This is a genomic window from Nitrosopumilus ureiphilus (genome assembly GCF_013407185.1).
Lineage (GTDB): Archaea > Thermoproteota > Nitrososphaeria > Nitrososphaerales > Nitrosopumilaceae > Nitrosopumilus > Nitrosopumilus ureiphilus.
On sequence record NZ_CP026995.1, the window covers coordinates 314,447 to 335,585 of the forward strand.

At 35.6% G+C, this 21,139-nt stretch carries 22 protein-coding genes and 2 tRNA genes; 19 read left to right on the forward strand and 5 right to left on the reverse strand.

Annotated features, from left to right (window positions below; translation table 11 throughout):
• Window positions 1–56: 56 nt before the first annotated feature.
• Together C5F50_RS01805 and C5F50_RS01810 are read right to left on the reverse strand one after the other, a co-directional pair.
• The gene (locus C5F50_RS01805; protein ID WP_179372011.1) at window positions 57–899 is read right to left on the reverse strand and encodes an FAD-binding oxidoreductase; all 843 of its coding nucleotides are present in this window, start codon (window positions 897–899) and stop codon (window positions 57–59) included.
• A 131-nt stretch (window positions 900–1,030) separates the two neighbouring features.
• Window positions 1,031–1,831 carry an inositol monophosphatase family protein gene (locus C5F50_RS01810; RefSeq protein WP_179372012.1) on the reverse strand — a complete coding sequence of 267 codons (801 nt, stop codon included), beginning with the start codon at window positions 1,829–1,831 and terminating at the stop codon, window positions 1,031–1,033.
• A gap of 82 nt (window positions 1,832–1,913) precedes the next feature.
• Between C5F50_RS01810 and C5F50_RS13035 the strand changes: the two genes are divergently transcribed.
• The 6 genes from C5F50_RS13035 to C5F50_RS01840 all read left to right on the forward strand — a co-directional run bounded on the left by C5F50_RS13035 (window position 1,914) and on the right by C5F50_RS01840 (window position 8,170).
• Window positions 1,914–3,029, forward strand: coding sequence for a hypothetical protein (locus C5F50_RS13035; RefSeq protein ID WP_246282106.1), 1,116 nt, complete (start codon window positions 1,914–1,916; stop codon window positions 3,027–3,029).
• Window positions 3,030–3,037: 8 nt separating this feature from the next.
• Window positions 3,038–4,195 (forward strand): AAA family ATPase, encoded by a 1,158-nt coding sequence (locus C5F50_RS01820; protein ID WP_179372013.1) that lies wholly within the window; start codon window positions 3,038–3,040, stop codon window positions 4,193–4,195.
• Entirely contained in the window at window positions 4,192–4,503 is a 312-nt protein-coding gene (locus C5F50_RS01825) for a hypothetical protein (protein ID WP_179372014.1), read from the forward strand. Before C5F50_RS01820 ends, C5F50_RS01825 begins: the two co-directional genes overlap by 4 nt.
• A 106-nt stretch (window positions 4,504–4,609) precedes the next feature.
• Window positions 4,610–6,157, forward strand: coding sequence for an acyl-CoA carboxylase subunit beta (locus tag C5F50_RS01830; protein WP_179372015.1), 1,548 nt, complete (start codon window positions 4,610–4,612; stop codon window positions 6,155–6,157).
• A gap of 6 nt (window positions 6,158–6,163) precedes the next feature.
• Window positions 6,164–7,651 carry an acetyl-CoA carboxylase biotin carboxylase subunit gene (locus C5F50_RS01835; protein ID WP_179372016.1) on the forward strand — a complete coding sequence of 496 codons (1,488 nt, stop codon included), beginning with the start codon at window positions 6,164–6,166 and terminating at the stop codon, window positions 7,649–7,651.
• Window positions 7,652–7,657: 6 nt separating this feature from the next.
• Window positions 7,658–8,170, forward strand: a complete 513-nt coding sequence (locus tag C5F50_RS01840) for an acyl-CoA carboxylase biotin carboxyl carrier protein subunit (protein WP_179372017.1) — start codon at window positions 7,658–7,660, stop codon at window positions 8,168–8,170.
• A gap of 14 nt (window positions 8,171–8,184) precedes the next feature.
• On the opposite strand, the gene C5F50_RS01845 is transcribed toward C5F50_RS01840, so the two are convergent.
• Window positions 8,185–8,649 (reverse strand): redoxin domain-containing protein, encoded by a 465-nt coding sequence (locus C5F50_RS01845; protein WP_179372018.1) that lies wholly within the window; start codon window positions 8,647–8,649, stop codon window positions 8,185–8,187.
• Window positions 8,650–8,805: 156 nt separating this feature from the next.
• Here C5F50_RS01845 and C5F50_RS01850 point away from each other — a divergent pair, with 156 nt between their 5' ends.
• Genes C5F50_RS01850 through C5F50_RS01900 form a run of 11 tightly spaced genes read left to right on the forward strand, consistent with a single transcriptional unit; the run spans window position 8,806 to window position 19,147 of the window.
• Complete coding sequence (locus C5F50_RS01850) at window positions 8,806–9,138, forward strand: NADH-quinone oxidoreductase subunit A (RefSeq protein WP_109876566.1); 333 nt, start codon at window positions 8,806–8,808, stop codon at window positions 9,136–9,138.
• A 40-nt stretch (window positions 9,139–9,178) separates the two neighbouring features.
• On the forward strand, window positions 9,179–9,703 hold the full coding sequence (locus C5F50_RS01855; RefSeq protein ID WP_179363006.1) for an NADH-quinone oxidoreductase subunit B: 525 nt from the start codon (window positions 9,179–9,181) through the stop codon (window positions 9,701–9,703).
• Window positions 9,703–10,290, forward strand: coding sequence for an NADH-quinone oxidoreductase subunit C (locus C5F50_RS01860; RefSeq protein ID WP_179372019.1), 588 nt, complete (start codon window positions 9,703–9,705; stop codon window positions 10,288–10,290). The genes C5F50_RS01855 and C5F50_RS01860 overlap by 1 nt, the downstream gene beginning before the upstream one ends.
• Window position 10,291: 1 nt before the next feature.
• Window positions 10,292–11,428, forward strand: coding sequence for an NADH-quinone oxidoreductase subunit D (locus C5F50_RS01865; protein WP_179372020.1), 1,137 nt, complete (start codon window positions 10,292–10,294; stop codon window positions 11,426–11,428).
• The gene (gene nuoH, locus C5F50_RS01870; RefSeq protein ID WP_179372021.1) at window positions 11,429–12,727 is read left to right on the forward strand and encodes an NADH-quinone oxidoreductase subunit NuoH; all 1,299 of its coding nucleotides are present in this window, start codon (window positions 11,429–11,431) and stop codon (window positions 12,725–12,727) included.
• Window positions 12,727–13,224: an NADH-quinone oxidoreductase subunit I gene (locus tag C5F50_RS01875; protein WP_179372022.1), complete on the forward strand. Its 498-nt coding sequence runs from the start codon at window positions 12,727–12,729 to the stop codon at window positions 13,222–13,224. Before nuoH ends, C5F50_RS01875 begins: the two co-directional genes overlap by 1 nt.
• Entirely contained in the window at window positions 13,217–13,729 is a 513-nt protein-coding gene (locus tag C5F50_RS01880) for an NADH-quinone oxidoreductase subunit J family protein (protein ID WP_179372023.1), read from the forward strand. The genes C5F50_RS01875 and C5F50_RS01880 overlap by 8 nt, the downstream gene beginning before the upstream one ends.
• Window positions 13,710–14,015, forward strand: a complete 306-nt coding sequence (gene nuoK / locus C5F50_RS01885; protein ID WP_179372024.1) for an NADH-quinone oxidoreductase subunit NuoK — start codon at window positions 13,710–13,712, stop codon at window positions 14,013–14,015. Before C5F50_RS01880 ends, nuoK begins: the two co-directional genes overlap by 20 nt.
• Window positions 14,015–15,568: a complex I subunit 4 family protein gene (locus C5F50_RS01890; RefSeq protein WP_179372025.1), complete on the forward strand. Its 1,554-nt coding sequence runs from the start codon at window positions 14,015–14,017 to the stop codon at window positions 15,566–15,568. Before nuoK ends, C5F50_RS01890 begins: the two co-directional genes overlap by 1 nt.
• Before the next feature lie 3 nt (window positions 15,569–15,571).
• A complete protein-coding gene (locus tag C5F50_RS01895; protein WP_179372026.1) occupies window positions 15,572–17,650 on the forward strand; it encodes an NADH-quinone oxidoreductase subunit 5 family protein in 2,079 nt (692 codons plus the stop codon).
• A gap of 12 nt (window positions 17,651–17,662) precedes the next feature.
• The gene (locus tag C5F50_RS01900; protein ID WP_179372027.1) at window positions 17,663–19,147 is read left to right on the forward strand and encodes an NADH-quinone oxidoreductase subunit N; all 1,485 of its coding nucleotides are present in this window, start codon (window positions 17,663–17,665) and stop codon (window positions 19,145–19,147) included.
• Here C5F50_RS01900 and C5F50_RS01905 read toward each other — a convergent pair.
• Window positions 19,137–20,015: a polyprenyl synthetase family protein gene (locus C5F50_RS01905; RefSeq protein ID WP_246282107.1), complete on the reverse strand. Its 879-nt coding sequence runs from the start codon at window positions 20,013–20,015 to the stop codon at window positions 19,137–19,139. The two genes, C5F50_RS01900 and C5F50_RS01905, sit on opposite strands and share 11 nt — an antisense overlap.
• A 14-nt stretch (window positions 20,016–20,029) precedes the next feature.
• Window positions 20,030–20,123 (reverse strand) — tRNA-Glu (locus tag C5F50_RS01910).
• A gap of 80 nt (window positions 20,124–20,203) precedes the next feature.
• Here C5F50_RS01910 and C5F50_RS01915 point away from each other — a divergent pair.
• A complete protein-coding gene (locus tag C5F50_RS01915; protein ID WP_179372028.1) occupies window positions 20,204–20,836 on the forward strand; it encodes an iron-containing redox enzyme family protein in 633 nt (210 codons plus the stop codon).
• Window positions 20,837–20,877: 41 nt separating this feature from the next.
• Window positions 20,878–20,951: transfer RNA gene (locus tag C5F50_RS01920), tRNA-Ile, on the forward strand.
• The last annotated feature ends 188 nt before the right edge of the window (window positions 20,952–21,139 follow it).

Genomic DNA, 21,139 nt, shown 5'->3' on the forward strand with positions numbered 1-21,139 from the left:
TACATCAAGTTACTGAGATTGAAGACTCAACTTGATCTGATATTTTTTTAAAAATTCTATCCGTAAGATTCGTATTTTATAGCAAAACTGCCATCCGGCTTTTTTTCATGTTCAGTTACGAATCCCTTTGGCCCTAAATATTCAAGCACACCATCTATAGTTCCTTGATAACCACAAATGTAGATAATTGTATTTTCTGGAGTAATTTCTTCACCTACCATCTCTTCAACTGGTGACAATCCTGTTTTTTTATCCGATTTGAAAAATGACTCAACTCTTCCCACATGACCGTTCCATGATCTATTGAAATATTCTTTTGGTCTGCTAATAGCTGCTCCGTATCTAAAATTCCATTGATCCCTTCCTCTTTTTTCACTTTCTAATTCTAAATCAGTTAAGAGACGTTTGTAGCTTAATTCATCAACATAGCTTGCACCATGAAGTATTACCACTTCACGTTTATCGTTAGTATCGTGGAAATGTTTTGCAAATGCAATAAATGGTGCCAATCCTGTGCCTCCTCCTACGCAAATTATTCTTCTATTATCTTTCTGACCGTTAGGTAAATTGTCACTAATCTGCAATGCAGCTCCTGTTGGATCTCCAAGAGATACTTCGTCACCAACGCTTAGATAAAATAATTCAGTAGTTACTCTACCTGGAAGTGGTTTTCTAACCCATCTAATAACAAATTCAAAATAATCTCTATTTTCTGGATGAGATGCAATTGAGTATGCTCTTCTAACCACTTTTTTTTCTGATGGAATAGGAAGACCTATTGTTAAAAATTGCCCTGTCTTGTATTGAGGCATGCCGTTTTCTGGCACCAATCGAATAATTACAAGATCTTCTTTTAGTAACTCTCTATAGACTACCTTTGCTTTCATCTCAGTTACCATACAAGATGTTTTTTTGTGACTTTGGATAAATATATTTCTGTTATGATTTGATTGAAAAATTCCATTATTATTCTAATGTATCAAATTATCTGTGAAATTAATCACTATAATTCAATTAATGACAAAATCAATTATTGATCGATTTGTGACATTATCTCATCGAGAATTTTCTTGTTTGCTGCAGCAATGAAAGAAACTCTTGTTTCATAACTAAGATCTGAATCAAGCGGATTCAAATCTGCATCTAATAATAATCCCCCAGCTTCTTTGACAATTAGATAACCTGCTGCAATATCTTGAATTCTAATTTTGTCCCTCAAGTCAATAAAAATATCCACTAACCCTCTTGCAAAAAATGCCATTTCTAGAGCATTTGCTCCAAAATGTCTAAGATGATTGTGTTTTTCAAAAATTGGAAGAAATCGTCTAACCAAATCCTCTGTTGCACCTGAAATGTTGATTCCTACTATCTTGTAGATTGGATCATTATCATGTACTTTAATTCGTTGTTCATTGAAAAATGAACCTTTATTTTTTGAAGCCCAATACATTTCCCCATTTACTAGATTTGTAATTACTCCATCTGTGATTGAACTGAGTTTATTTTCTGTTGCAAATGCTAAGGAACTACAGAAAAAAGGAACTCCTCTTACAGCATTAGCAGAACCGTCAATTGCATCCATTATCACGTATCCTTTAGAATTATCTGATAATTCAACACGTCCACATTCTTCACCTAAAACAATACACTCAAAATTAATTTCTTTAAGATAATCTAAAACTGTTTTTTCAGCAACAATGTCTATGTTTCTTGAAATATCTCCTCCTGCTCCTCTGCCAAAGTCTCCCGCGGCATGTTCAGTTCCTGCAAGATCCTTTACGTTTTCATAAATTCTATTTGATGCTTCTCGAAGAATTTCTATTACTTCCACAATGAATATTTTCTACTTCGTAATTTAAGTGAAGAAAATTTTTGTTTTGAAAGCATAAATAACAATAAAGAAGCTTACGTTTGTGAGTGGAAAAGATCAATCTGTTGTAAGCAAAGAAGCTTTGATGAGTACAAAACCTGGAAAACAAATAATGAAGCAAGCATTATTCAAATCAAAAGGTTTCAAATTATTTAACAAATACAAGGAAGAAACAGAAAATGAATTTCCAAAATTTGCAGAGAGATTTGCACAAGGCCTCCTAAATGAAATAAAATCTGATACTAATCCTAATTCTACTCAACAAGCATTTGGTAATGAAGTTGGTTCAACTGAAATTATTCTAAATTCCTCTGAAATCGAGCCTATAAAATCAAAATTAGAGAGTCTTGAAGTACTGCAAGATAGAGTAAATAGAATCTTAAATTCCAATTTTGTAAAAATGACATTTCCTGTTTTCAATGGATTGTTTGATGCAGCAGCAGAATTTTCTGGAAGAGACGATCCGCAATTAAAACAAGATATGGTTGAAGGACATATTCTAGCAATTGATTTGAGTGAACCTATGGATAGAATTGTAGATAAAGATGAAGACTTGGAATTTCTTGATGATTATAAACTTATGAATCCCTACATTCTAAAATTAGCTAGAGATAAAATTTCAAAAGGTGGTGAACAAGTTCTAAAAGAATTTGAGGCGGGATTTAAAGATGCTCGAATTGGACAATACTTGGATGAGAAATTAAAATCAAAACCAACTACAATTACTGAAGAAGAAATGACTCTCTCTTACAAAAAATATCGTGCTGTAATGGGAACTGCTGGTAGAAACATGGCTTTAGCAGAACGACCTTTAGGAGAAATTTTCTATTTAGGTATGGCACGAGCTGCGGAAGGTGTTGGATGTGGAAATGAGATTGAAGATTCAATAAAAAATGGATTTGTAAAAATTCCTTCTTGGCCACTTTACTATTCTTTGTTGGCAACTGATGTGAAAAAAGGATTTGAAATCACTTTGGAAAAAAGTAATTTGTATTTACAAGATGCTCGACTTACTCTGGAGTTATTGCCAGAAGAATTCTCACACAAAGAATTTTTAGAATTTCTATTTTTGACTGTAGAGCATTACAATCAATATTGGTACAATAAATTACAAAAGGCCAATAAATGGTCTGAATTTCAATCTAATCTTCCCAAGTGATAAAATTGATGTGGTCTGAAAAATATCGACCTCAGATTATTTCTGATATGGTAGGAAATGAAGAGCCAAGAGCAGTAATAATGGAATGGTTTGCAAAATGGAAAAAAGGCACTAAACCTCTTCTTCTAGTTGGTCCTCCAGGTATTGGAAAAACCACCATTGCTTATCTTGTGGCCAAACAATTTGGATATGATATGATTGGTCTAAATGCCAGTGATGTTAGAAGCAAATCTAGAATAAATGAAATTCTTATGCCTGTTTTGGGTAATGTAAGTGTCTTAGGAACTCCAATGATTTTCGTCGATGAAGTTGATGGAATTCATGGGCGAGGTGATTATGGTGGTGCTTCAGCACTTGTTGATATTCTAAAAGAACCTACAGTACCAATAGTTCTTGCAGCAAATAGTGATGCATCAGATAAAATGAAAAGTATCAAAAAAGTAGTCAAAACCATATCGTTTAAAAGAATTCCTCCTAGATTACTTCGAGTTTATCTTGAAAATATCTTGAAAAAAGAAAACGCAAAACTAAGTCCTGGTTCATTAATCAAAGTGATTGATAAATCTAAAGGAGATATTCGTTCAATGATTAATTTCACTCAATCTTTAGTTACTGGATTTAATCCACAAACGGAAACAACTTTTGAAAATATTAATGTTGAAGATGGCGTTAATGCTTTCTTCAAAGCAAATTCAATTGAAGAAGCTAGAATTGTTTTGTATTCTATGCGGATTGATCCTCGAGAAAAAATTAATGCATTCTATTCAAGTATTATTACCAGTAATTTAGATAATTCAAGTCTTGCAAAATATTTAGAAACTATGTCTAATGCTGACATGCTTTTTGGAAAAATTATGAAAACTCAGAACTGGAGACTTTTACGTTACCTAAATGATATTTTAATTAAATTATATCAAAATGATGATCGAATTAGATATGCACAATACAATCTCTCATGGCCATTACTCAATAGAATTCGTTGGGATGGTGCAAAAATCAAATCATTGTCATCTGTAATGGCAAAAAAATTACATATGTCTTCAAGTGCTTTTGTAACTTTATGTTTGCCATTTGTTTTGTTTTGCATTAAAAATAAAACTCTGGAATTAGAGTTAGAGGAAACCTTTGGTGATATTATTGAAAAGGAGATTGAGCTAATTCAATGAGTTGGAGAAAAATTCCTATGAAATTTTCGGGAACATGTATAATTTGTAACGAAAAAATTGAAATTAATGAGATTGGTTTATGGGCAAAAGGATTAGGTGTCAAACACGAAAAATGTGCCCAAATCAATGAATTACAATGCAGTGTTTGTGGAGGCCCAGCTGGTTGCCTTCATTGTGAATTTCAGGAAACTTGTGACATTCCAAATGTTTCTCAATTATGTATTTGTAAGAAATGTAGTGAAGAAAAAGATGCCTTTAGCTCTTATCAAAAATCAACGAACAAGAAATTTCCAATTCTTAACTCTTGAAATTCTAAAAAAAACAATGATCTATGAATTTTTGTAAAAATTTCATGATATTTTTATTCTCAAACTAAATTAATATAGGAAACCCTCTCAAACTTAGATCACTGTTATGCATTCTGAAAAGATTGAGCGATATTCTAAAAATAATAACACAGCATTTCAAGGAGGTGGACAAGACAGAATTAAGGCTCAACATGATAAGGGCAAATTAACTGCTCGTGAAAGAATAGATCTTTTACTTGATGAAGGTACTTTTACTGAAATTGATCCGTTAACCACACATCACTATCATGAATATGATATGCAGAAAAAGAAATTTTTCACTGATGGTGTGGTTGGTGGTTATGGAAATGTAAATGGTAGACAAATCTTCGTCTTTGCTTATGACTTTACTGTTCTTGGTGGAACACTAAGTCAGATGGGGGCCAAAAAAATTACTAAACTAATGGATCATGCAGTAAGAACTGGCTGTCCAATTATTGGTATTATGGATTCTGGTGGTGCAAGAATTCAAGAAGGAATTATGAGTCTTGATGGGTTTGCAGATATCTTTTATCATAATCAATTAGCTTCAGGAGTTATTCCTCAAATTACTGCAAGTATTGGTCCTTCGGCAGGTGGTTCTGTGTATTCTCCTGCAATGACTGACTTTGTAATTATGGTAGAAAAAGTTGGAACCATGTTTGTTACGGGACCTGATGTCGTTAAAACAGTTCTAGGTGAAGAAATCTCATTTGATGAACTTGGTGGAGCCATGACACATGGTTCTAAAAGTGGTGTTGCACATTTTGTTGCACAAAATGAATACGAGTGTATGGATTATATCAAAAAATTAATCTCTTATCTTCCTCAAAATAATACCGAAGCACCTCCTAAAACCAAAACTGACGATGATCCAAATAGAATGGATCATAATTTAATTAACATCATTCCAGAAAATCCCCTACAACCATATGACATGAAAGAAATAATTAATTCAATTGTAGATAATCATGAATTCTTTGAAGTACATGAGCTGTTTGCACCCAATGTTATAGTAGGTTATGGAAGAATGGATGGTCAAGTTGTAGGAATTGTTGCAAATCAGCCAATACATCTTGCAGGTGCACTTGATATTGACTCATCAAACAAAGCAGCAAGATTTATTCGATTTTGTGATGCATTTAACATTCCAATAATTACTCTAGTTGATACTCCAGGATATATGCCGGGATCTAATCAAGAACACAATGGAATCATTCGACATGGAAGTAAGTTGTTATATGCATACTGTGAAGCAACTGTTCCAAGAATTACTTTAGTTATTGGAAAAGCATATGGTGGTGCATACATTGCAATGGGAAGTAAAAATCTAAGAACTGATATTAATTATGCATGGCCAACTGCAAGATGTGCAGTTTTGGGAGGGGAGGCTGCAGTCAAAATCATGTATAGAAAAGAACTTGATGGCGCCGATGATCCTGAAGCGCTAAAAAAACAATTAATCGATGAATTTGCTGAAAAATTTGAAAATCCATACGTAGCAGCATCACATGGTACTGTAGATAACGTAATTGATCCAGCTGAAACAAGACCTATGCTTATCAAAGCATTACATATGCTTGCAAGCAAGAGAGAAAAACAACTACCAAGAAAACACGGAAACATCAATTTGTGATTGAATATGATTGAGAAAGTACTGATTGCAAACAGAGGAGAGATTGCATTGCGTGTTATTAGAACATGTAAAGCACTTGGAATCAAAACTGTTGCCGTATATTCTGATGAAGATTACAACTCGATGCATGTAAAACAAGCATCTGAAGCATACCATATTGGAGAAGCAGCTCCTGCAAAATCATATCTCAATCAAGAAAAAATTCTTGATGTTATGCTATCTGCAGGTGCTGATGCAGTTCATCCAGGTTATGGTTTCTTATCTGAAAACGATGACTTTGCCAGACTATGTGAGAAAAATAAAATTACTTTTATCGGCCCAACTGCTGACTCTATGAATCTATGTGGTGATAAAATGAAATGTAAAGCCGCCATGCTAAAAGCTAAAGTTCCGACAGTTCCCGGAAGTCCAGGTCTCGTAAATGATGCAGCAGAAGCAGAAAAAATTGCAAATGAGATTGGTTATCCTGTAATGTTAAAATCAGTTTATGGTGGTGGGGGTCGTGGAATTAGAATTGTTAATAACGACAAAGAATTACGAGAAGGCTTTGAATCTGTCACTGGAGAGTCAATCTCTGCAGTTGGAAAATCTGCAATCTTAGTTGAAAAATTCCTAGAGAAAACACGACACATTGAATATCAATTTGCCAGAGATACTCATGGTAACACTGTTCATATTTTTGAAAGGGAATGTTCTATTCAAAGACGTAATCAAAAGTTGATTGAACAAACTCCATCTCCAGTAGTTGATGAAGAAATAAGAGCACGTGTTGGTGAACAAGTTTGTAGAGCAGCAGATGCAGTTGGTTACACCAATTTAGGTACTGCAGAGTTTCTAAGGGCAGATAACGGAGAATTTTACTTTATTGAAATTAATGCACGATTGCAAGTAGAGCACCCAATTACAGAATTCGTATCTGGATTAGATTTAGTGAAATTACAATTAGATATTGCAAATGGCGAACCAATTCCCTTCAAACAAAATGATCTTAAAATGAATGGATATGCAATTGAGTGCAGAATTAACGCTGAAGATACCTTCTTGGACTTTGCTCCATCAACAGGACCTGTTCCAGATGTAACAATTCCTGCAGGGCCAGGTGTTCGATGTGATACTTACTTGTATCCAGGATGCACAGTTTCTCCATTTTATGACTCACTTATGGCAAAACTTGTAACATGGGGTCAAACATTTGAAGAATCTAGAACTAGGATGCTTGCTGCATTAAATGACTTTTACATTCAAGGAGTTGAGACATCTATTCCACTATACAAAACAATTCTAAATTCTGATGAATACAAAAATGGAGATCTTTCAACAGATTTCTTAAAACGATATGGGATGATTGATAAATTAACTGATGATCTTAAAAAAGAGAAAGTGGAGAAAAGTGAAGCAGCAATTGCTGCCGCAATAGTTCATTCTGAATATTTTAAGAGTCGCATACAAAAAGATTCTACCTCAAGCTATAACTGGATGTATAAATTGGATTGATGAAAAATGGATTATAAAATACCAGACATAGAAAAATCATTTGATGGAAAGATAGTGAAAAGTCTTGGAAATAATGATTACATAATTAAAATAAATGATAATGAACACAACTTGAAAATTATTAGTATGAATTCTAGTGGAATTGAATTTATTTTAGATCAAAAATATCACAAGGCAAAATATCTTGAACAGTCAACTAACGAAATGAATATTGTAATTGATAATGTTCCAATTATTATTAATCGATACTCTCACTTTGATGAAGTTGTTTACAAGCACTCAGGAGGTGCTGGTGCTAGTAATACACAGTTATCATTGAAGAGTCAAATTCCTGGCAAGGTTGTATCAATTGCAGTTGCTGAAGGAGATTCAGTAAAGAAGGGTGATGTTGTTTGTACACTTGAGTCAATGAAGATGCAAGTTTCAGTAAAGGCTCACAAAGACGGAGTTGTGAAATCAATTAAAATTAAAGAGACAGCATCTGTCGCCAAAGGCGATCCTATTGCTGATATAGAATAAAAAAGAAATTTTTCCTATTTCAGGAAATTTTTAATTTCTTCATAGTTTGGCTCTTTTAATGGATCTTCTGAAACCCATTTGTAACCAATCTTTCCGTCTTCCATAATTATGAACACAGAACGTTTTGCAGCATTGTAGCCTTTGATATGGAGTAAATCTGGCATCAATATGTCATAGTCGCGAATTGTTTTACTTGCATAATCTCCCAACAAAGGAAAATTGAAGTTATTTTTTTCGGCAAATGCTTTATTTGCAAATGGACCATCATTACTGATTGCTATTACTTGTGCACCAAGATCTGCAATTTCTTGCCAAGAGTCTCTCAAAGTACACAATTCTGTTTCACAAACTGGTGAACTGGCAGCAACTATGAATGATAATACAATTTTTTTGCCCTTAAATTCATCCAAAGTCCGTAATTTCAATTCTGTATCTGGAAGTTCAAAGTTAGGAGCTATATCTCCAATATTCAATGTCATGATCGCATTTTGTAAATGGTCTATAAAGTACTTTAGAAAAATAATTTTTTTTAAAATTTGATCGGAAAAAAGGAAGCATACCTTTTTATACAAAAATTAGGGTCAAAAGCTAAATTGGTCGGGGAATTAGCGGGCAATTATAGTACCGTTGTATTGATGTTTGGCTTTGCTGTAGCAGCAATGGCTCCAGCATTAATAATTTCAAGAATGATTTCTCCAAGAAAACGAAGTAATCCTGTAAAGTTTTTGCCAATGGAATGTGGTCAAGTCCCAACTGGTGAAGGAAGAACTCATTTCATGATGCAATATTATCCTTACATTCTCATGTTTGTTGTTTTTGATGTAATGGCAATTTTCTTGTATGCCTGGGGCAGTGCTCTTTTGGAACTTCCTAAAAGTGCAACACTGCCTATGATGGGATTTTTAGCAATTATGTTTGGTGCAATGGCGTTTGCATTATATCAATCAGGGAGAAGGAGAATATGGTAGTTTTTTATATAAATTGTATTTACGAGGATAGGGGATAAGATTGCTTAAAGACTTGGTAACGCCAGAAAACGCAAATGTCTTTATCGGAAAGTTAGGAGACATTTTAGAAAAAGCAATTGATAAGCCATTGGGCTATGCCATCAATTGGGGTAGAATTTGGTCACTCTGGCCTGTCCACATTGAAACAGCTTGTTGCAGTGTTGAATTTGGCGCAGCATCAAGTCCTAGATATGATGTTGAAAGATTTGGTATCATTGAAGCATTTGGTTCACTTAGACAATGTGATTTAGTTGTTGTTCAAGGAACTATTACAAGAAAAATGGCGCCACGTCTTAGGTTAGTTTATGATCAAATGCCAGAACCAAAATATGTTATTGCTATGGGAGCTTGTGCAATTACTGGAGGGTTGTATTTTGATTCATACAACGTACTTCCAGGAATTGATGGAGTTATTCCAGTTGATGTCTATGTTCCAGGTTGCCCACCTAGACCTGAAACTCTAATCCAAGGTTGTATGTTACTGCAAGAGAAAATTAAGAGAATGAAGGCTAGGAAGTTTGTATAATGAGCTCTGATTCTGAAAAACCTTCTGCAGATGTAAAGCCTGAAGAGAAAACTTCACCTCCTGCAAAAAAACCTGAAGAAAAACCCGTAGATTTACCTGCATTTGAAAAAGGAATTTCTGATAAAATTGTTGAAAAATTTGGGGATAAAGTTGAAGTTGCATTTGTAAAACAGGATAGAGTCGGAATCAATGTTGGAAGAGAAAATGTTCATGATGTTGCTGAATTCATTCGTGATGGATTAAACTATGATCACGTAGAATCTGTTTCAGGTGTAGATTATCCTCAAGATAAAGAAATTGAGGTTGTTTATCATATAGGATCTTATACTGATTCTTCATTGGCAAGTCAAATTCTTGTTTTATCCACCAGGGCACAAAGAGAAGAAAACCCAATTCCTGGAAATGATGCAACTAAACTTCCAACTCTTAGAGATGTATTTTACAGTGTAGAATTTCATGAAAGAGAAGTTTTTGAAATGTTTGGAGTTTACTTTGAAGGACATCCTGATAATAGACGATTACTCTTGCCAGAAGATTGGGCAGATTTACCACCACTTAGAAAGGACTTTGCAATAAAGGGAAGATAGAATGACTACTGAATTACCTCCTGGACTAGCACTCCAAAAAGTTGATGAGAGAATAATGACTCTCAATGTTGGACCACAACATCCAGGTTCTGGTCACATGAGAATTATTGTTCAAATTGATGGTGATTATATTGTAGCATGTGATCCCGATCCTGGATATGTTCATCGTGGTGAAGAAAAAATGGCAGAGTATAGAAATTACATTACAAACATTCCTCACTTAGAAAGACCAGTAATTCATGATTCATGTAATATTCTTTATCCATATGTTTTGGGAGTTGAAGAAATTGTTGGGATTGAAGTCCCAGAACGTGCAAAATATGTTAGAGTTATTGCATCTGAACTAAACCGATGTATTTACACAATGTACTGGCTAGCAATTTATGGTATTTTCTTAGGACATTCTACAATGTTCATGTGGCCTGCAGGTGATCGTGAACTCTTAATTGATCTAATGGAAAAAATGACTGGTGCAAGAGTTACACATGCTCACTTTGTTCCAGGTGGAGTAAGAAATGATTTGCCCCCAAACTTTGAAGATGTTTGTTTACGTCAAGTAAATTACTTTGAAAAACGTATCAAAGAATATGCCGCAGTGTTTTACGATAACCCCATTCTGATTTCTAGAACTCGTGATACTGGTATTCTTTCCCGTCAAGATGCAATTAGACTTGGTACAACTGGTTCTGTACTTCGTGCAAGTGGTGTAGATTATGATCTTCGAATAAAGGAACCTTATGATGTCTATGATGAATTAGATGTTCACACTAATGTAATGAAGGAAGGCGATTCTTATGCAAGATCAAGAGTTCCGTGGCTTGATATGATGGAAAGTTGTAATATTATTAGACAAGCATTACAAAAAATGCCCAAGTCTGGTTCTGTTAGAACTAAACTAAAACCTAATCCAAAAGGTAAAGGCCTTAACTCAGTGTACAAACGTGTTGAATCTGGAAGAGGTTCTCTAGGATGTTATATTGTGTCTGATGGCAAAACCGAGCCATACAGACTGAAGATGAGTGTTGGCTCTTTTAGAAACTTAATTGCATTGCCCTATCTTCTCAAAGGCGAAAAACTTGGTAACATGCCATCTGTTTATTGGAGTCTTAACTATTGGCCAGTGGAGGCAGACCGATAAATGTCCGTAATTGCACCAAAATTCAAACTTAGTGAATTTATCAAATCACTACTTGATAATGTCTTTTGGATACTCTTGATATTGGTTTTAATTGGAATTCCATTAGTCTTCATGGTTTTATTTGCAATCGAAATGCCTGTCATTAATGGGGAATTACTTACACCATTTCTTGCATTAACTTGGATAGCAGATCCATCACGTACTCTTCCAATTATCAAAGCCTTCATGGCAACTGATATTTTTCGAGTAATAGCATTTCCAGGATTTGGTTTTGCAGCACTACTTGCTGCGGGTACAATTTTTGTTGAAAGAAAAATGCTTGCAAAATTACAATTGAGAGTTGGTCCATTTTACTGTGGAAAAATTGAAGGTATTTTACAATTAATGGGAGATGGACTAAAATTAATCTCAAAAGAAATTATCATTCCTGCAAAAGCCGATAAGCCAATTTTTTGGGCAGCACCAGTAATGTTTGTTGGTGCAGCTGCAGCATTTGTGGCATTAATTCCTGTTGCACCAGGTTGGGTAGTTGCAGATGTAGATTTAGGATTACTGGGAGTATTTGCAGTGATTGGATTTTTCCCAATCATTACAATTCTTTCTGCATGGTCTGCAAATAGTAAATTCCCATTCATTGGAGGCATCAGAGCTTTATTCCAGATGGTTTCATTTGAAATTCCATTAATTCTATCTTTGTTAGGCGTTGTTATTCTAACTGGAACTCTAAACTTATCTGAAATTGCAGCAAGTCAATCTAGTTTCCCTTGGATTGTATTTTTACCAGTTGGTGCTATTGTCTTTTTCATTACAATGCTAGCAGAATTAGAAAGAATTCCATTTGACTTACCAGAGGCAGAAAGTGAGATTGTAGCTGGGTGGTTAACTGAATTATCTGGAATGATGTATGGGCTTGTTCAATTAGGAACCTATCTGAAACTTTATGCATTTGCAGCATTGTTTGTAGTGTTATTCCTTGGTGGATGGAATGGTCCAATGGTTGTGCCTCCATTCCCAGCAGAAATTCTTACAGATGGAATCGTAATGGGTCCTATTACTGCTAATATTCCCGGATTACCATTATTCACACAAGAAATGCTTAATGGGACACTTTGGTTTGTTCTAAAAACTGTTGGAGTCATCTTCTTCATACTATTACCAAGAGGTGTGTTCCCAAGAATTAGAATTGATATGCTATTGAGTCTTGGTTGGACCAAACTTATTGGACTTGCATTCGTTAACATCTTTATTGCTCTAGGATTGCTTTACGCTGGAGTGTTAGGACCAGGAGGATTACAATAATGGGAACTGCAACAGGTATTATTCGTGCATTAAACTCTGGAATTAAACATATTGCAACAAAACGATTTACACTTCGTTATCCTGAAGAGAAACTAAAATTTGTAGGTGATGGATACCAATATGATCCTTCTACAGGTGTTGGAATTGCTGGACTAAAGGGACGACATATGTTATTTCATGATCATTGTACTGGTTGTCAATTATGTTCTATTGCATGTGAAGGTGTTGCAGAGGCAATTGCAATGGTTAAAGTTCCAGAAGAGCAAAAACAAAATAAAAAATCTATCATGCCACAAATTGATTATGGCAAATGTGTTTTTTGTGGACTATGTGTTGATGCATGCCCATTTTATGCTCTTTACATGACTAACGATTATGAACTTTCTTCATTTTCAAAAGAAGGATTAATCTATACTCCTGCGCAGCTTGCTGTAAAACCATATGTAGCACAAGATAGTGAAATCCAAATTACTGATAGAGGTGCATCACATGGCTGATGCAGCATTTCTTGCATTAACTGTAATAACAATTGGTTCAGCAATTGCTGCACTTGAATTAAGATCATTGATTTATGGCTCAATTGCTTTAATGGGAACGCTTGGTGGTATAGCAGGATTCTTCTTCTTGTTGGATTCACCATTTGTTGCATTGTTCCAATTAGCAGTGTATGTCGGTTCCATCGCTGTCCTGATTTTGTTTACTGTAATGTTAGTAAAAAGAGAATTAATTTTCAAAAAAATTGAAGATAAGAGGAGAAAGTTTGCAGGAATTGGGTTAATGTTAGTAGTTATGGTGACACTAGGGGCTGTATTCTTGGATTCAGGAATTAAAACAATAACTACTGATGAACCCCCAGTTGATTTTAGAGATATTGGTACTGACTTTGTAACATATTATTGGCCTGCTTTAATTTTAATGGGATTAATTTTAGCTGGTTCTGTAACTGGTGCACTAGTTTTAGCCAAACGAGAGGATGTGGAAAATGACCAGCGAACTAGTTGATTTTACACTTGTATCCGTTGCTCTGTTGGGCATAGGAATTTACGGTCTTGCAGTGAAACGCAATTTCATTCGAATGTTATTTGCAGTTGAAATTATTATCAATGCTGCAAATCTTAACCTTGTAGCATTTGGTAGATTCTTACCTCATAGTGGTGGCCAGACTTTGGCTTTATTCTCAATCGCAATTGCAGCAGCTGAAGTAGCAGTTGGATTGTCCTTGATTATTGTTGCTTATCGAATGTATCAAAATATAGATATTGCAGACTTTAGGAGTTTGAAAGGCTAATGGAATATGCATTATTACAGGCAATTTTCTTGCCATTGTTACTGTCTCCGGTGGCCTACATTATCGGAAGAAAAGTTGGTCCAACACAAGCAATGTGGTTTACGTTTGCAATTTTACTTTACACAACAATTCTTGTAATCACTGCTGCACTTTCCGGAACTGTTGAAGAACACTATCCATGGACGGAACAGTTTGGTGAGTTTGGTTTCTTATTAGACGGTTTAGCATCACCGTTTGCAATAATTATTTATGTGCTATCTACTATCTTGGTACTTTACTCAAAACCATACATGATTCATATATTCCACGAACAATTCGAAGAAGAACAAAAAATCAATACATCTTCAAGTGGACAGACATCCGTAATTGAATCTTCTTCTCTTTCAAATTATGTAAATGCAAAATCTGGACTTTATTTTGCACTTTATCTTGTCTTTGCAATGGGAATGCTTGGAACAATTCTTGCAACAAACCTAATTGAATTCTATCTGTTCTTTGAGTTCATGTTGATTCCAGGTTTCTTCTTAGTTGCACTTTGGGGTGCAGGTCAAAGAAGAAAGATTGGTTTAATGTTTTTGTTTTGGACTCATGCAGGCGCAGTTGTTTTACTATTAGGCTTTTTAATGATTGGTCTCACAATTGGAAGTTTTGACTTTGCAGATATTCATGAATCAGAAATTCCACAAGACATTGTAATGCTCTCTGCAATTGCAATTGCATTAGGTCTTGGAGTTAAACTGGCAGTCTTCATGTTCCACATTTGGCTTCCATATGTCCACGGTTCTGCACCTACACCAATTAGTGCATTATTGTCACCTGCCATGATCGGAATTGGTGCTTATGGTATTTTCAGATTAATTGTTGAATTCTTACCTACAACATTTGCAGACCTTGCAATATGGTTCCACATTTGGGGGCTAGTTACAATGATTTATGGTGGTGCAATGGCACTTATGCAGGATGACTTGAAACGTCTTCTTGCTTATTCTAGTATTAGTCAGATGGGTTACATCCTGTTTGGTATTGGCTCAATTTCTGTACTTGGTCTTTCAGGTGCAGAAATGATGTATGTAACACACGGTATTGGAAAAGGCATCCTCTTCATGATGGCTGGAATTATTATCCTTAAGGTTGGAACAAGAAGCATCTCCAAACTTGGAGGATTAGCTGGAAAGATGCCAATTACAGCAGTGTGTGCAGTTATTGGTGCATTGACAATCATGGGTGTGCCACCAACTAGTGGATTCATGGGAGAATGGATTCTCTTTTACGGTGCATTAGAGACTGCAATTGAAGAGGGCTCAACAATTAGAGCGGTGACATTTGGTTTAGGTCTTGTTGCAACTGTTCTTACAATGTCTTATATGCTTTGGATGCTAAAACGCGTGTTCTTTGGAAAAACTCCTGAACATCTTGAAAATGTGAAAGAAGGAAGTTGGTACATGACTGCACCAATGATGGTATTGGCAGGATTTTCTATTGTAGTGGGAATTTATCCGGATATCTTTTTGAAAACAATTATTCCGTACATGAATGGAGTGTTAGGGGTTTAGAATATGGCAACTGAAGCTTTAGGATTGCCATTTGAAGTTGGAACTCTTAGTGCATGGCTTGTTTGGATTTTGCCATTTGCTGCTGCACTAATTATGCCTGGAATTGGCAAAATGTCAAAGAATGCAACTGGATATGTGGCAGTTGGATTTGCTTTGATGAGTGCATTATCTGCAGCATCAATGATTCCTGTTGCCTTGGAGGCTCAGGAATTACATCATCAAATAATGTGGATTGAGGCAATTGGTCTCAAAGGTGGTGTGTTAGCAGATCCACTTTCTATAATCATGGCAAATGTTGTGGGTTGGATTTCATTTCTCATTATGATATACAGTACAGGTTACATGAAAGGTGATAAAGACATTACAAGATTTTGGTTCTGGATGATGTTCTTTATTGGTTCTATGCAGTTAATTGTATTGTCTGATAACTTACTTCAAGTATTCTTTGGATGGGAAGGTGTAGGACTTGCATCATATGCCTTGATCAGCTTTTGGTATCGCGATAAGAAGAAAGATCATGTTGGAACTGAAGGACGTACTGTTCTTGGAATGTTAGACTACTATTCTCCAACACATGCAGGTATGAAGGCATTCATCATGACCAAAGTTGGTGATGTTATGATGATTGCAGGTATGCTTTTGATATTTTTGTTTGCAGGGACATTTGGATTTAAAGAACTAATGGGTGATACTGCATGGGCAACTGCAATGTCTGCTCAGGGATTATTGGTTCCTGCATTTGTTTTATTGTTTGGAGGAGCAGTTGGAAAATCTGCACAATTCCCACTAAACGAATGGCTCTTAGAAGCAATGACTGGACCTACAGCAGTTTCAGCATTGATCCATGCTGCAACAATGGTCAAAGCAGGCGTCTTCTTAGTTGCAAGAATTGGACCTCTTGTTTTTGCATTAGGTGCTGCTGGAATTCTTGCAGATCAATTCTTTGAAATTGTTGCTTGGGTTGGTGCAATTACTGCGTTATTGTTGGCAACACAAGGAATGGTCAGTCCTGAAATTAAGAAAGTCCTTGCATATTCTACTGGCTCTCAAATTGGTTATATGATGATGGCCATGGGTGTTGCAGGATTATCTCATCAATATGTGGATGGTTACACTGCAGGTTTCTTCCATTTGATTTCTCACGCAATGTTCAAAGCATCATTATTCATGGCAGCAGGTTCTCTGTTGCATATTGTTGGTTCTAGATTCATGTCCGATATGGGTGGTCTTAGAAAACAGATGAAGAAGACTTATGCATTCATGTGGGCTGCGGGTTTGGGATTGATGGGTGCACCATTTATCACAACTGGTTTCTGGAGTAAGGATGCAATATTTGCAGCAGTCTATGAATCAGGAAATGAATGGGCAATGCCACTTTATGCAATTGCAGTATTGACTGCAGTAATTACAGCATTTTACACTACAAGAATGATTGGAATGGTGTTCTTTGGAAAGAAGAGCAAACACATCGAAAAGATGGAAGAAGAAGGACATCATATTCATGAAGCATCATTATCAATGTGGATACCATATGGAATTCTTGCAGTTCTTACAATTGGAATTGGACTAATTGGTTTATCTACAGAAGAAGGACTTCATGAATTGTTTGTAGATTATCTTGAAGAATCCTTTGGTATTACCACTGAACATGCAGCTACAGAAACATCTATTCTTCCTGAATTCTTACAGGGTCTTAATCCAATTGCGTTAGGATCTTCGTTGGCAGCATTTGCAATTGGAATTGGACTAGGTTACATCTTCTATATTGGCAGGTGGGTTGATCCTGTAAGATTTGTAAATTCTAACATCTTCTTTTATGCAATTCACAAAATTATCTTAAACAGATGGTATCTTAATGCAATTATCTACTGGTGCTTTGTTGTAGCACCATTGTGGTTGGCAAGAGGTGTATTCAGATACTTTGAAAAGACAGCTATCGATTATGGTATGAATGATGGAGTTCAGAAAGCCGTTGGATGGAGTGCAAAAGTTGTACAAGGAACTCAAACTGGTGTCTCACAATCATATCTATTCGTATTTGGAGCAGGACTACTATTCGTGGTTCTGATATTGTTGATATAGGAGATTGATGACTTGTTAGAAATTACTTCAACCCCATTGGTATTAATTGCAATATTGGGTACTGTCGGTGTCATTCTTCCGATTATCAGTATCGCTAGAAAAGAAAAAGGGTCTAATTCATTTTATGCAGTAATTGCATTTGCAGCCTTAATTGTATCCATGGGATATGTTGGATATCAATTCATTAACGAAAATGTTTCTGCATCTGCTCTTTTCTCAGATGATGTTGTAGTTGATGATGCATTTGGTGGATTCTTTGCAATAGCAATGTTAATTGTTGCTTTGTTCACAACAGTTGGCTCTTTCAATTACATGAGAAAACATAATTCTCCTGCAGTATACTATTCTCTAATTTTACTTGCAACTATTGGTATGGTGTTAGTAGCATACTCTACAGATTTGGTTATGTTGTTTGTTGCATGGGAGCTGATGAGTATTCCAACATATGTCTTAGTTGGATTTATGAAAAAGAACCCAAGCTCAAATGAGGCTGCTCTAAAATATTTCTTGTTTGGCGCATTGTCCTCTGCAATCATAGTTTACGGAATTTCTATTTCCTATGGATTAACTGGTTCTACAAATATTGGAGAGGTGATTCAAGGTTACTCAACGCTTGATCCATCTCTGCTGCCTCTAGCATTACTTTCTGTTGGAATGTTTATTGCAGGATTTGGATTCAAGATGGGACTTGTACCTTTCCATCAATGGCTTCCTGATACCTATGAGGGTGCGCCTTCACCAATAACTGCACTCCTTGCAGCAGCAACAAAGAAAGCTGGATTTGCAGCTACAATCAGAGTTGTAGTCCTGGGAATGGTAGTTCTAAATCTTGACTGGACATTAGCCCTTGGTATTATTGCTGTGATGACAATGACTATAGGAAACGTTGCTGCAATTATGCAAAAGAATCTTTCAAGAATGCTAGCATATTCAAGTATTGCACATGCAGGATACATTTTGATTGGCCTTGCAGTTGCACCGCATAGCTCACTTGGATTGCAGGGTTCTTTATATCAAATCATGAATCACGCCGTAATGAAGGGAGCAGCTTTCATTGCAGTTGCAGGAATTGTAACAACTCTTGCTGTAACTAATATTGATAAACTCAAAGGACTTGGAAGAAGAATGCCGATTACTGCTCTAGGTTTGGTAATTGCATTGTTTGCATTGGCTGGAATTCCTCCACTTTCAGGATTTTGGAGTAAGCTGATGTTATTTGGTAGTGCATTAGATGCAAGTTCTGCTTTATGGTGGGCACCATGGCTTGCAATTGCAGGAGTTCTTAACAGTGCATTATCTCTTGCTTACTATGGTTGGATTACACGAAAAATGTACTTTGAAGGTGAAACAGAAAAAAGAGTTGCAGAGCCAAAATCTGTTATCGCAGTTATGATCTTCTCAACAATCTTCTTGGTAGGATTCGGTGTATATCCAGATCCATTAATTAAATTTGTAGAATTTGCAGCTCCGGTTATTAGTTTAGGCCTTATGCCTTAAATGAAGTAAATTTAATTAAATTATCTAGATTTATTTTTGCGTCATTATCTGGAATTTTTCTTAAACCGACTCTTGCTTTTTCAGAATATTCTCTTAACAACTCTTCCATTTTATTAAAAACATCTCTTGGGTCGGAACTTTTCTTAATTAGTAGATTAAACAACTTGTCTTCGTTTTTCCAGTCCAACAAATCATCTCTAATTTGATATGCAATCCCAATGTTTTTTCCATATTCAGTTAATGCTTCAATCTGCTCTTCGGATCCATTTGCAATGATTGCACCTATTCTTGCTGCTACCTCAAATGCAGTTGCAGTTTTGTATTCGATTACTTTGAGATAATCATCAAATGTAACATCCTCACTGGTTTCTAATCTATTTTCAATCATTTCGCCTTCACTCATCAACATGGCAGTTGTGGCTAAATCTTTTGTAATTCTGGCATTGTCTAATCTTGAAGATATTGCAAGAATTAATCCTAAAACAAAGTCCCCTGTAAGTATACTGGTATTGTAACCAAATTTGATATGAAATGGATCTTTTTGCCTTCTCATAGTTTCATTATCAATAATGTCATCATGAATGATCGATTCCATATGTAAAAATTCAACAGCACAAGATGCTGACCATGTATTTTCATCAACTTTTCCTACGCTCTCAGCTGCAAGAGTCAAAATAATTGGCCTAATTCGTTTTCCGCCATCTAATGAATATTTTAATGGTTCAATGAATTCTGATTCAGAATAAAGAGAAAGTTCATCATCTAACGCTTCATCAATTTTTTGAATATACATTCCATAGGTTTCAAGTAGTGGATTGATTTCGATATTTTTCCTGTCCAAAATTGCCTGATCAAAAAACTTTGTCATTAGTAAATAAATCTTGGTGCTCCAGCCGGGATTTTCATCGTTTGATTTTGAACCCGGGATCACTGCCTTGAAAGGGCAGTATGCTTGACCGGTCTACACCACTGGAACCCAAGAAAATTCTGTGTTTTGACCATAAAATCTTTTGTAAACAACAAAGATTTTTTTATTGGCAATTTAGGAGATGAAATATGAGTATAATTAAAAAAATTGATGAAATGATTGAAGAAAGAAGTTTGCTAAAACATCCATTCTATCAAATGTGGTCTGATGGAAAGTTGACCCAAGAATCTTTGGCAGGATATTCCAAAGAATATTTTCAACTTGTAAAAGCTGTTCCAGATTTTATGACTCCCATTATTGAGAAAGCACCAGAAGCAGTTGTTGGCGAATTAATTGAAAACCAACACGAAGAATCTGATCATATTAAACCGTGGCTTGCCTTTGCAGAAGAACTTGGTGTTTCTGAAGACGAATTGATTCCATATGCTGGAACATCAAAAACTCAGAAAGCAGTATCTGATCTGAATGGATTGATGGATACTTTTGAAGGCGGTGCATGTGCAATGTATGCTTTTGAAAAAGAAATTCCAAAAATCAGTCAAACTAAACTTGATGGATTGGCTGAATTTTATGGTCTGACAAGTCATGAAGCTACAGAATATTTTGAACTCCATACAGAAGCTGATGTTCGTCATGCTGCATCATGGAGAAATATTTTGGAAAAATCTTCAACTGATTCAAACAATCTGATTGAAATTGCAGACAAATCTATTTCTGCACAAAACTTGTTGCTTGATAGTTGTTATGAAGAATATTGCTAATCTCATAACATTTTAAACCTAAGAATAAATTCATCTGCTTAGGGCCCGTAACTCAGCTTGGTAGAGTAACCGGCTCATAACCGGTGAGCCAAGGGATCGAAGCCCTTCGGGCCCATACCCTATCTGCACCTTTCTGAATTCGATATCAAATTAATATCGTAAATCCTTCTTGAGAATTATTTTTTTTATGATATTTTTCAAAATAGAATAGAGGTTTGGTGCAAAGAGCATTATGTGTAGTAGGTTAATCGTCATCACTCTTCATCAAAACCGTGTAAACAGTCTTAGAAAATTCATTTAAAA

Bases quoted from the DNA above. Each gene is read 5' to 3' on its own strand.
- C5F50_RS01805 (WP_179372011.1), bottom strand. From the start codon at position 899: ATGGTAACTGAGATGAAAGCAAAGGTAGTCTATAGAGAGTTACTAAAA.
- C5F50_RS01820 (WP_179372013.1), top strand. From the start codon at position 3,038: ATGTGGTCTGAAAAATATCGACCTCAGATTATTTCTGATATGGTAGGA.
- C5F50_RS01825 (WP_179372014.1), top strand. From the start codon at position 4,192: ATGAGTTGGAGAAAAATTCCTATGAAATTTTCGGGAACATGTATAATT.
- C5F50_RS01830 (WP_179372015.1), top strand. From the start codon at position 4,610: ATGCATTCTGAAAAGATTGAGCGATATTCTAAAAATAATAACACAGCA.
- C5F50_RS01835 (WP_179372016.1), top strand. From the start codon at position 6,164: ATGATTGAGAAAGTACTGATTGCAAACAGAGGAGAGATTGCATTGCGT.
- C5F50_RS01840 (WP_179372017.1), top strand. From the start codon at position 7,658: ATGGATTATAAAATACCAGACATAGAAAAATCATTTGATGGAAAGATA.
- C5F50_RS01845 (WP_179372018.1), bottom strand. From the start codon at position 8,649: ATGACATTGAATATTGGAGATATAGCTCCTAACTTTGAACTTCCAGAT.
- C5F50_RS01850 (WP_109876566.1), top strand. From the start codon at position 8,806: ATGTTTGGCTTTGCTGTAGCAGCAATGGCTCCAGCATTAATAATTTCA.
- C5F50_RS01860 (WP_179372019.1), top strand. From the start codon at position 9,703: ATGAGCTCTGATTCTGAAAAACCTTCTGCAGATGTAAAGCCTGAAGAG.
- C5F50_RS01865 (WP_179372020.1), top strand. From the start codon at position 10,292: ATGACTACTGAATTACCTCCTGGACTAGCACTCCAAAAAGTTGATGAG.
- nuoH (WP_179372021.1), top strand. From the start codon at position 11,429: ATGTCCGTAATTGCACCAAAATTCAAACTTAGTGAATTTATCAAATCA.
- C5F50_RS01875 (WP_179372022.1), top strand. From the start codon at position 12,727: ATGGGAACTGCAACAGGTATTATTCGTGCATTAAACTCTGGAATTAAA.
- C5F50_RS01880 (WP_179372023.1), top strand. From the start codon at position 13,217: ATGGCTGATGCAGCATTTCTTGCATTAACTGTAATAACAATTGGTTCA.
- nuoK (WP_179372024.1), top strand. From the start codon at position 13,710: ATGACCAGCGAACTAGTTGATTTTACACTTGTATCCGTTGCTCTGTTG.
- C5F50_RS01890 (WP_179372025.1), top strand. From the start codon at position 14,015: ATGGAATATGCATTATTACAGGCAATTTTCTTGCCATTGTTACTGTCT.
- C5F50_RS01895 (WP_179372026.1), top strand. From the start codon at position 15,572: ATGGCAACTGAAGCTTTAGGATTGCCATTTGAAGTTGGAACTCTTAGT.
- C5F50_RS01905 (WP_246282107.1), bottom strand. From the start codon at position 20,015: ATGACAAAGTTTTTTGATCAGGCAATTTTGGACAGGAAAAATATCGAA.
- C5F50_RS01915 (WP_179372028.1), top strand. From the start codon at position 20,204: ATGAGTATAATTAAAAAAATTGATGAAATGATTGAAGAAAGAAGTTTG.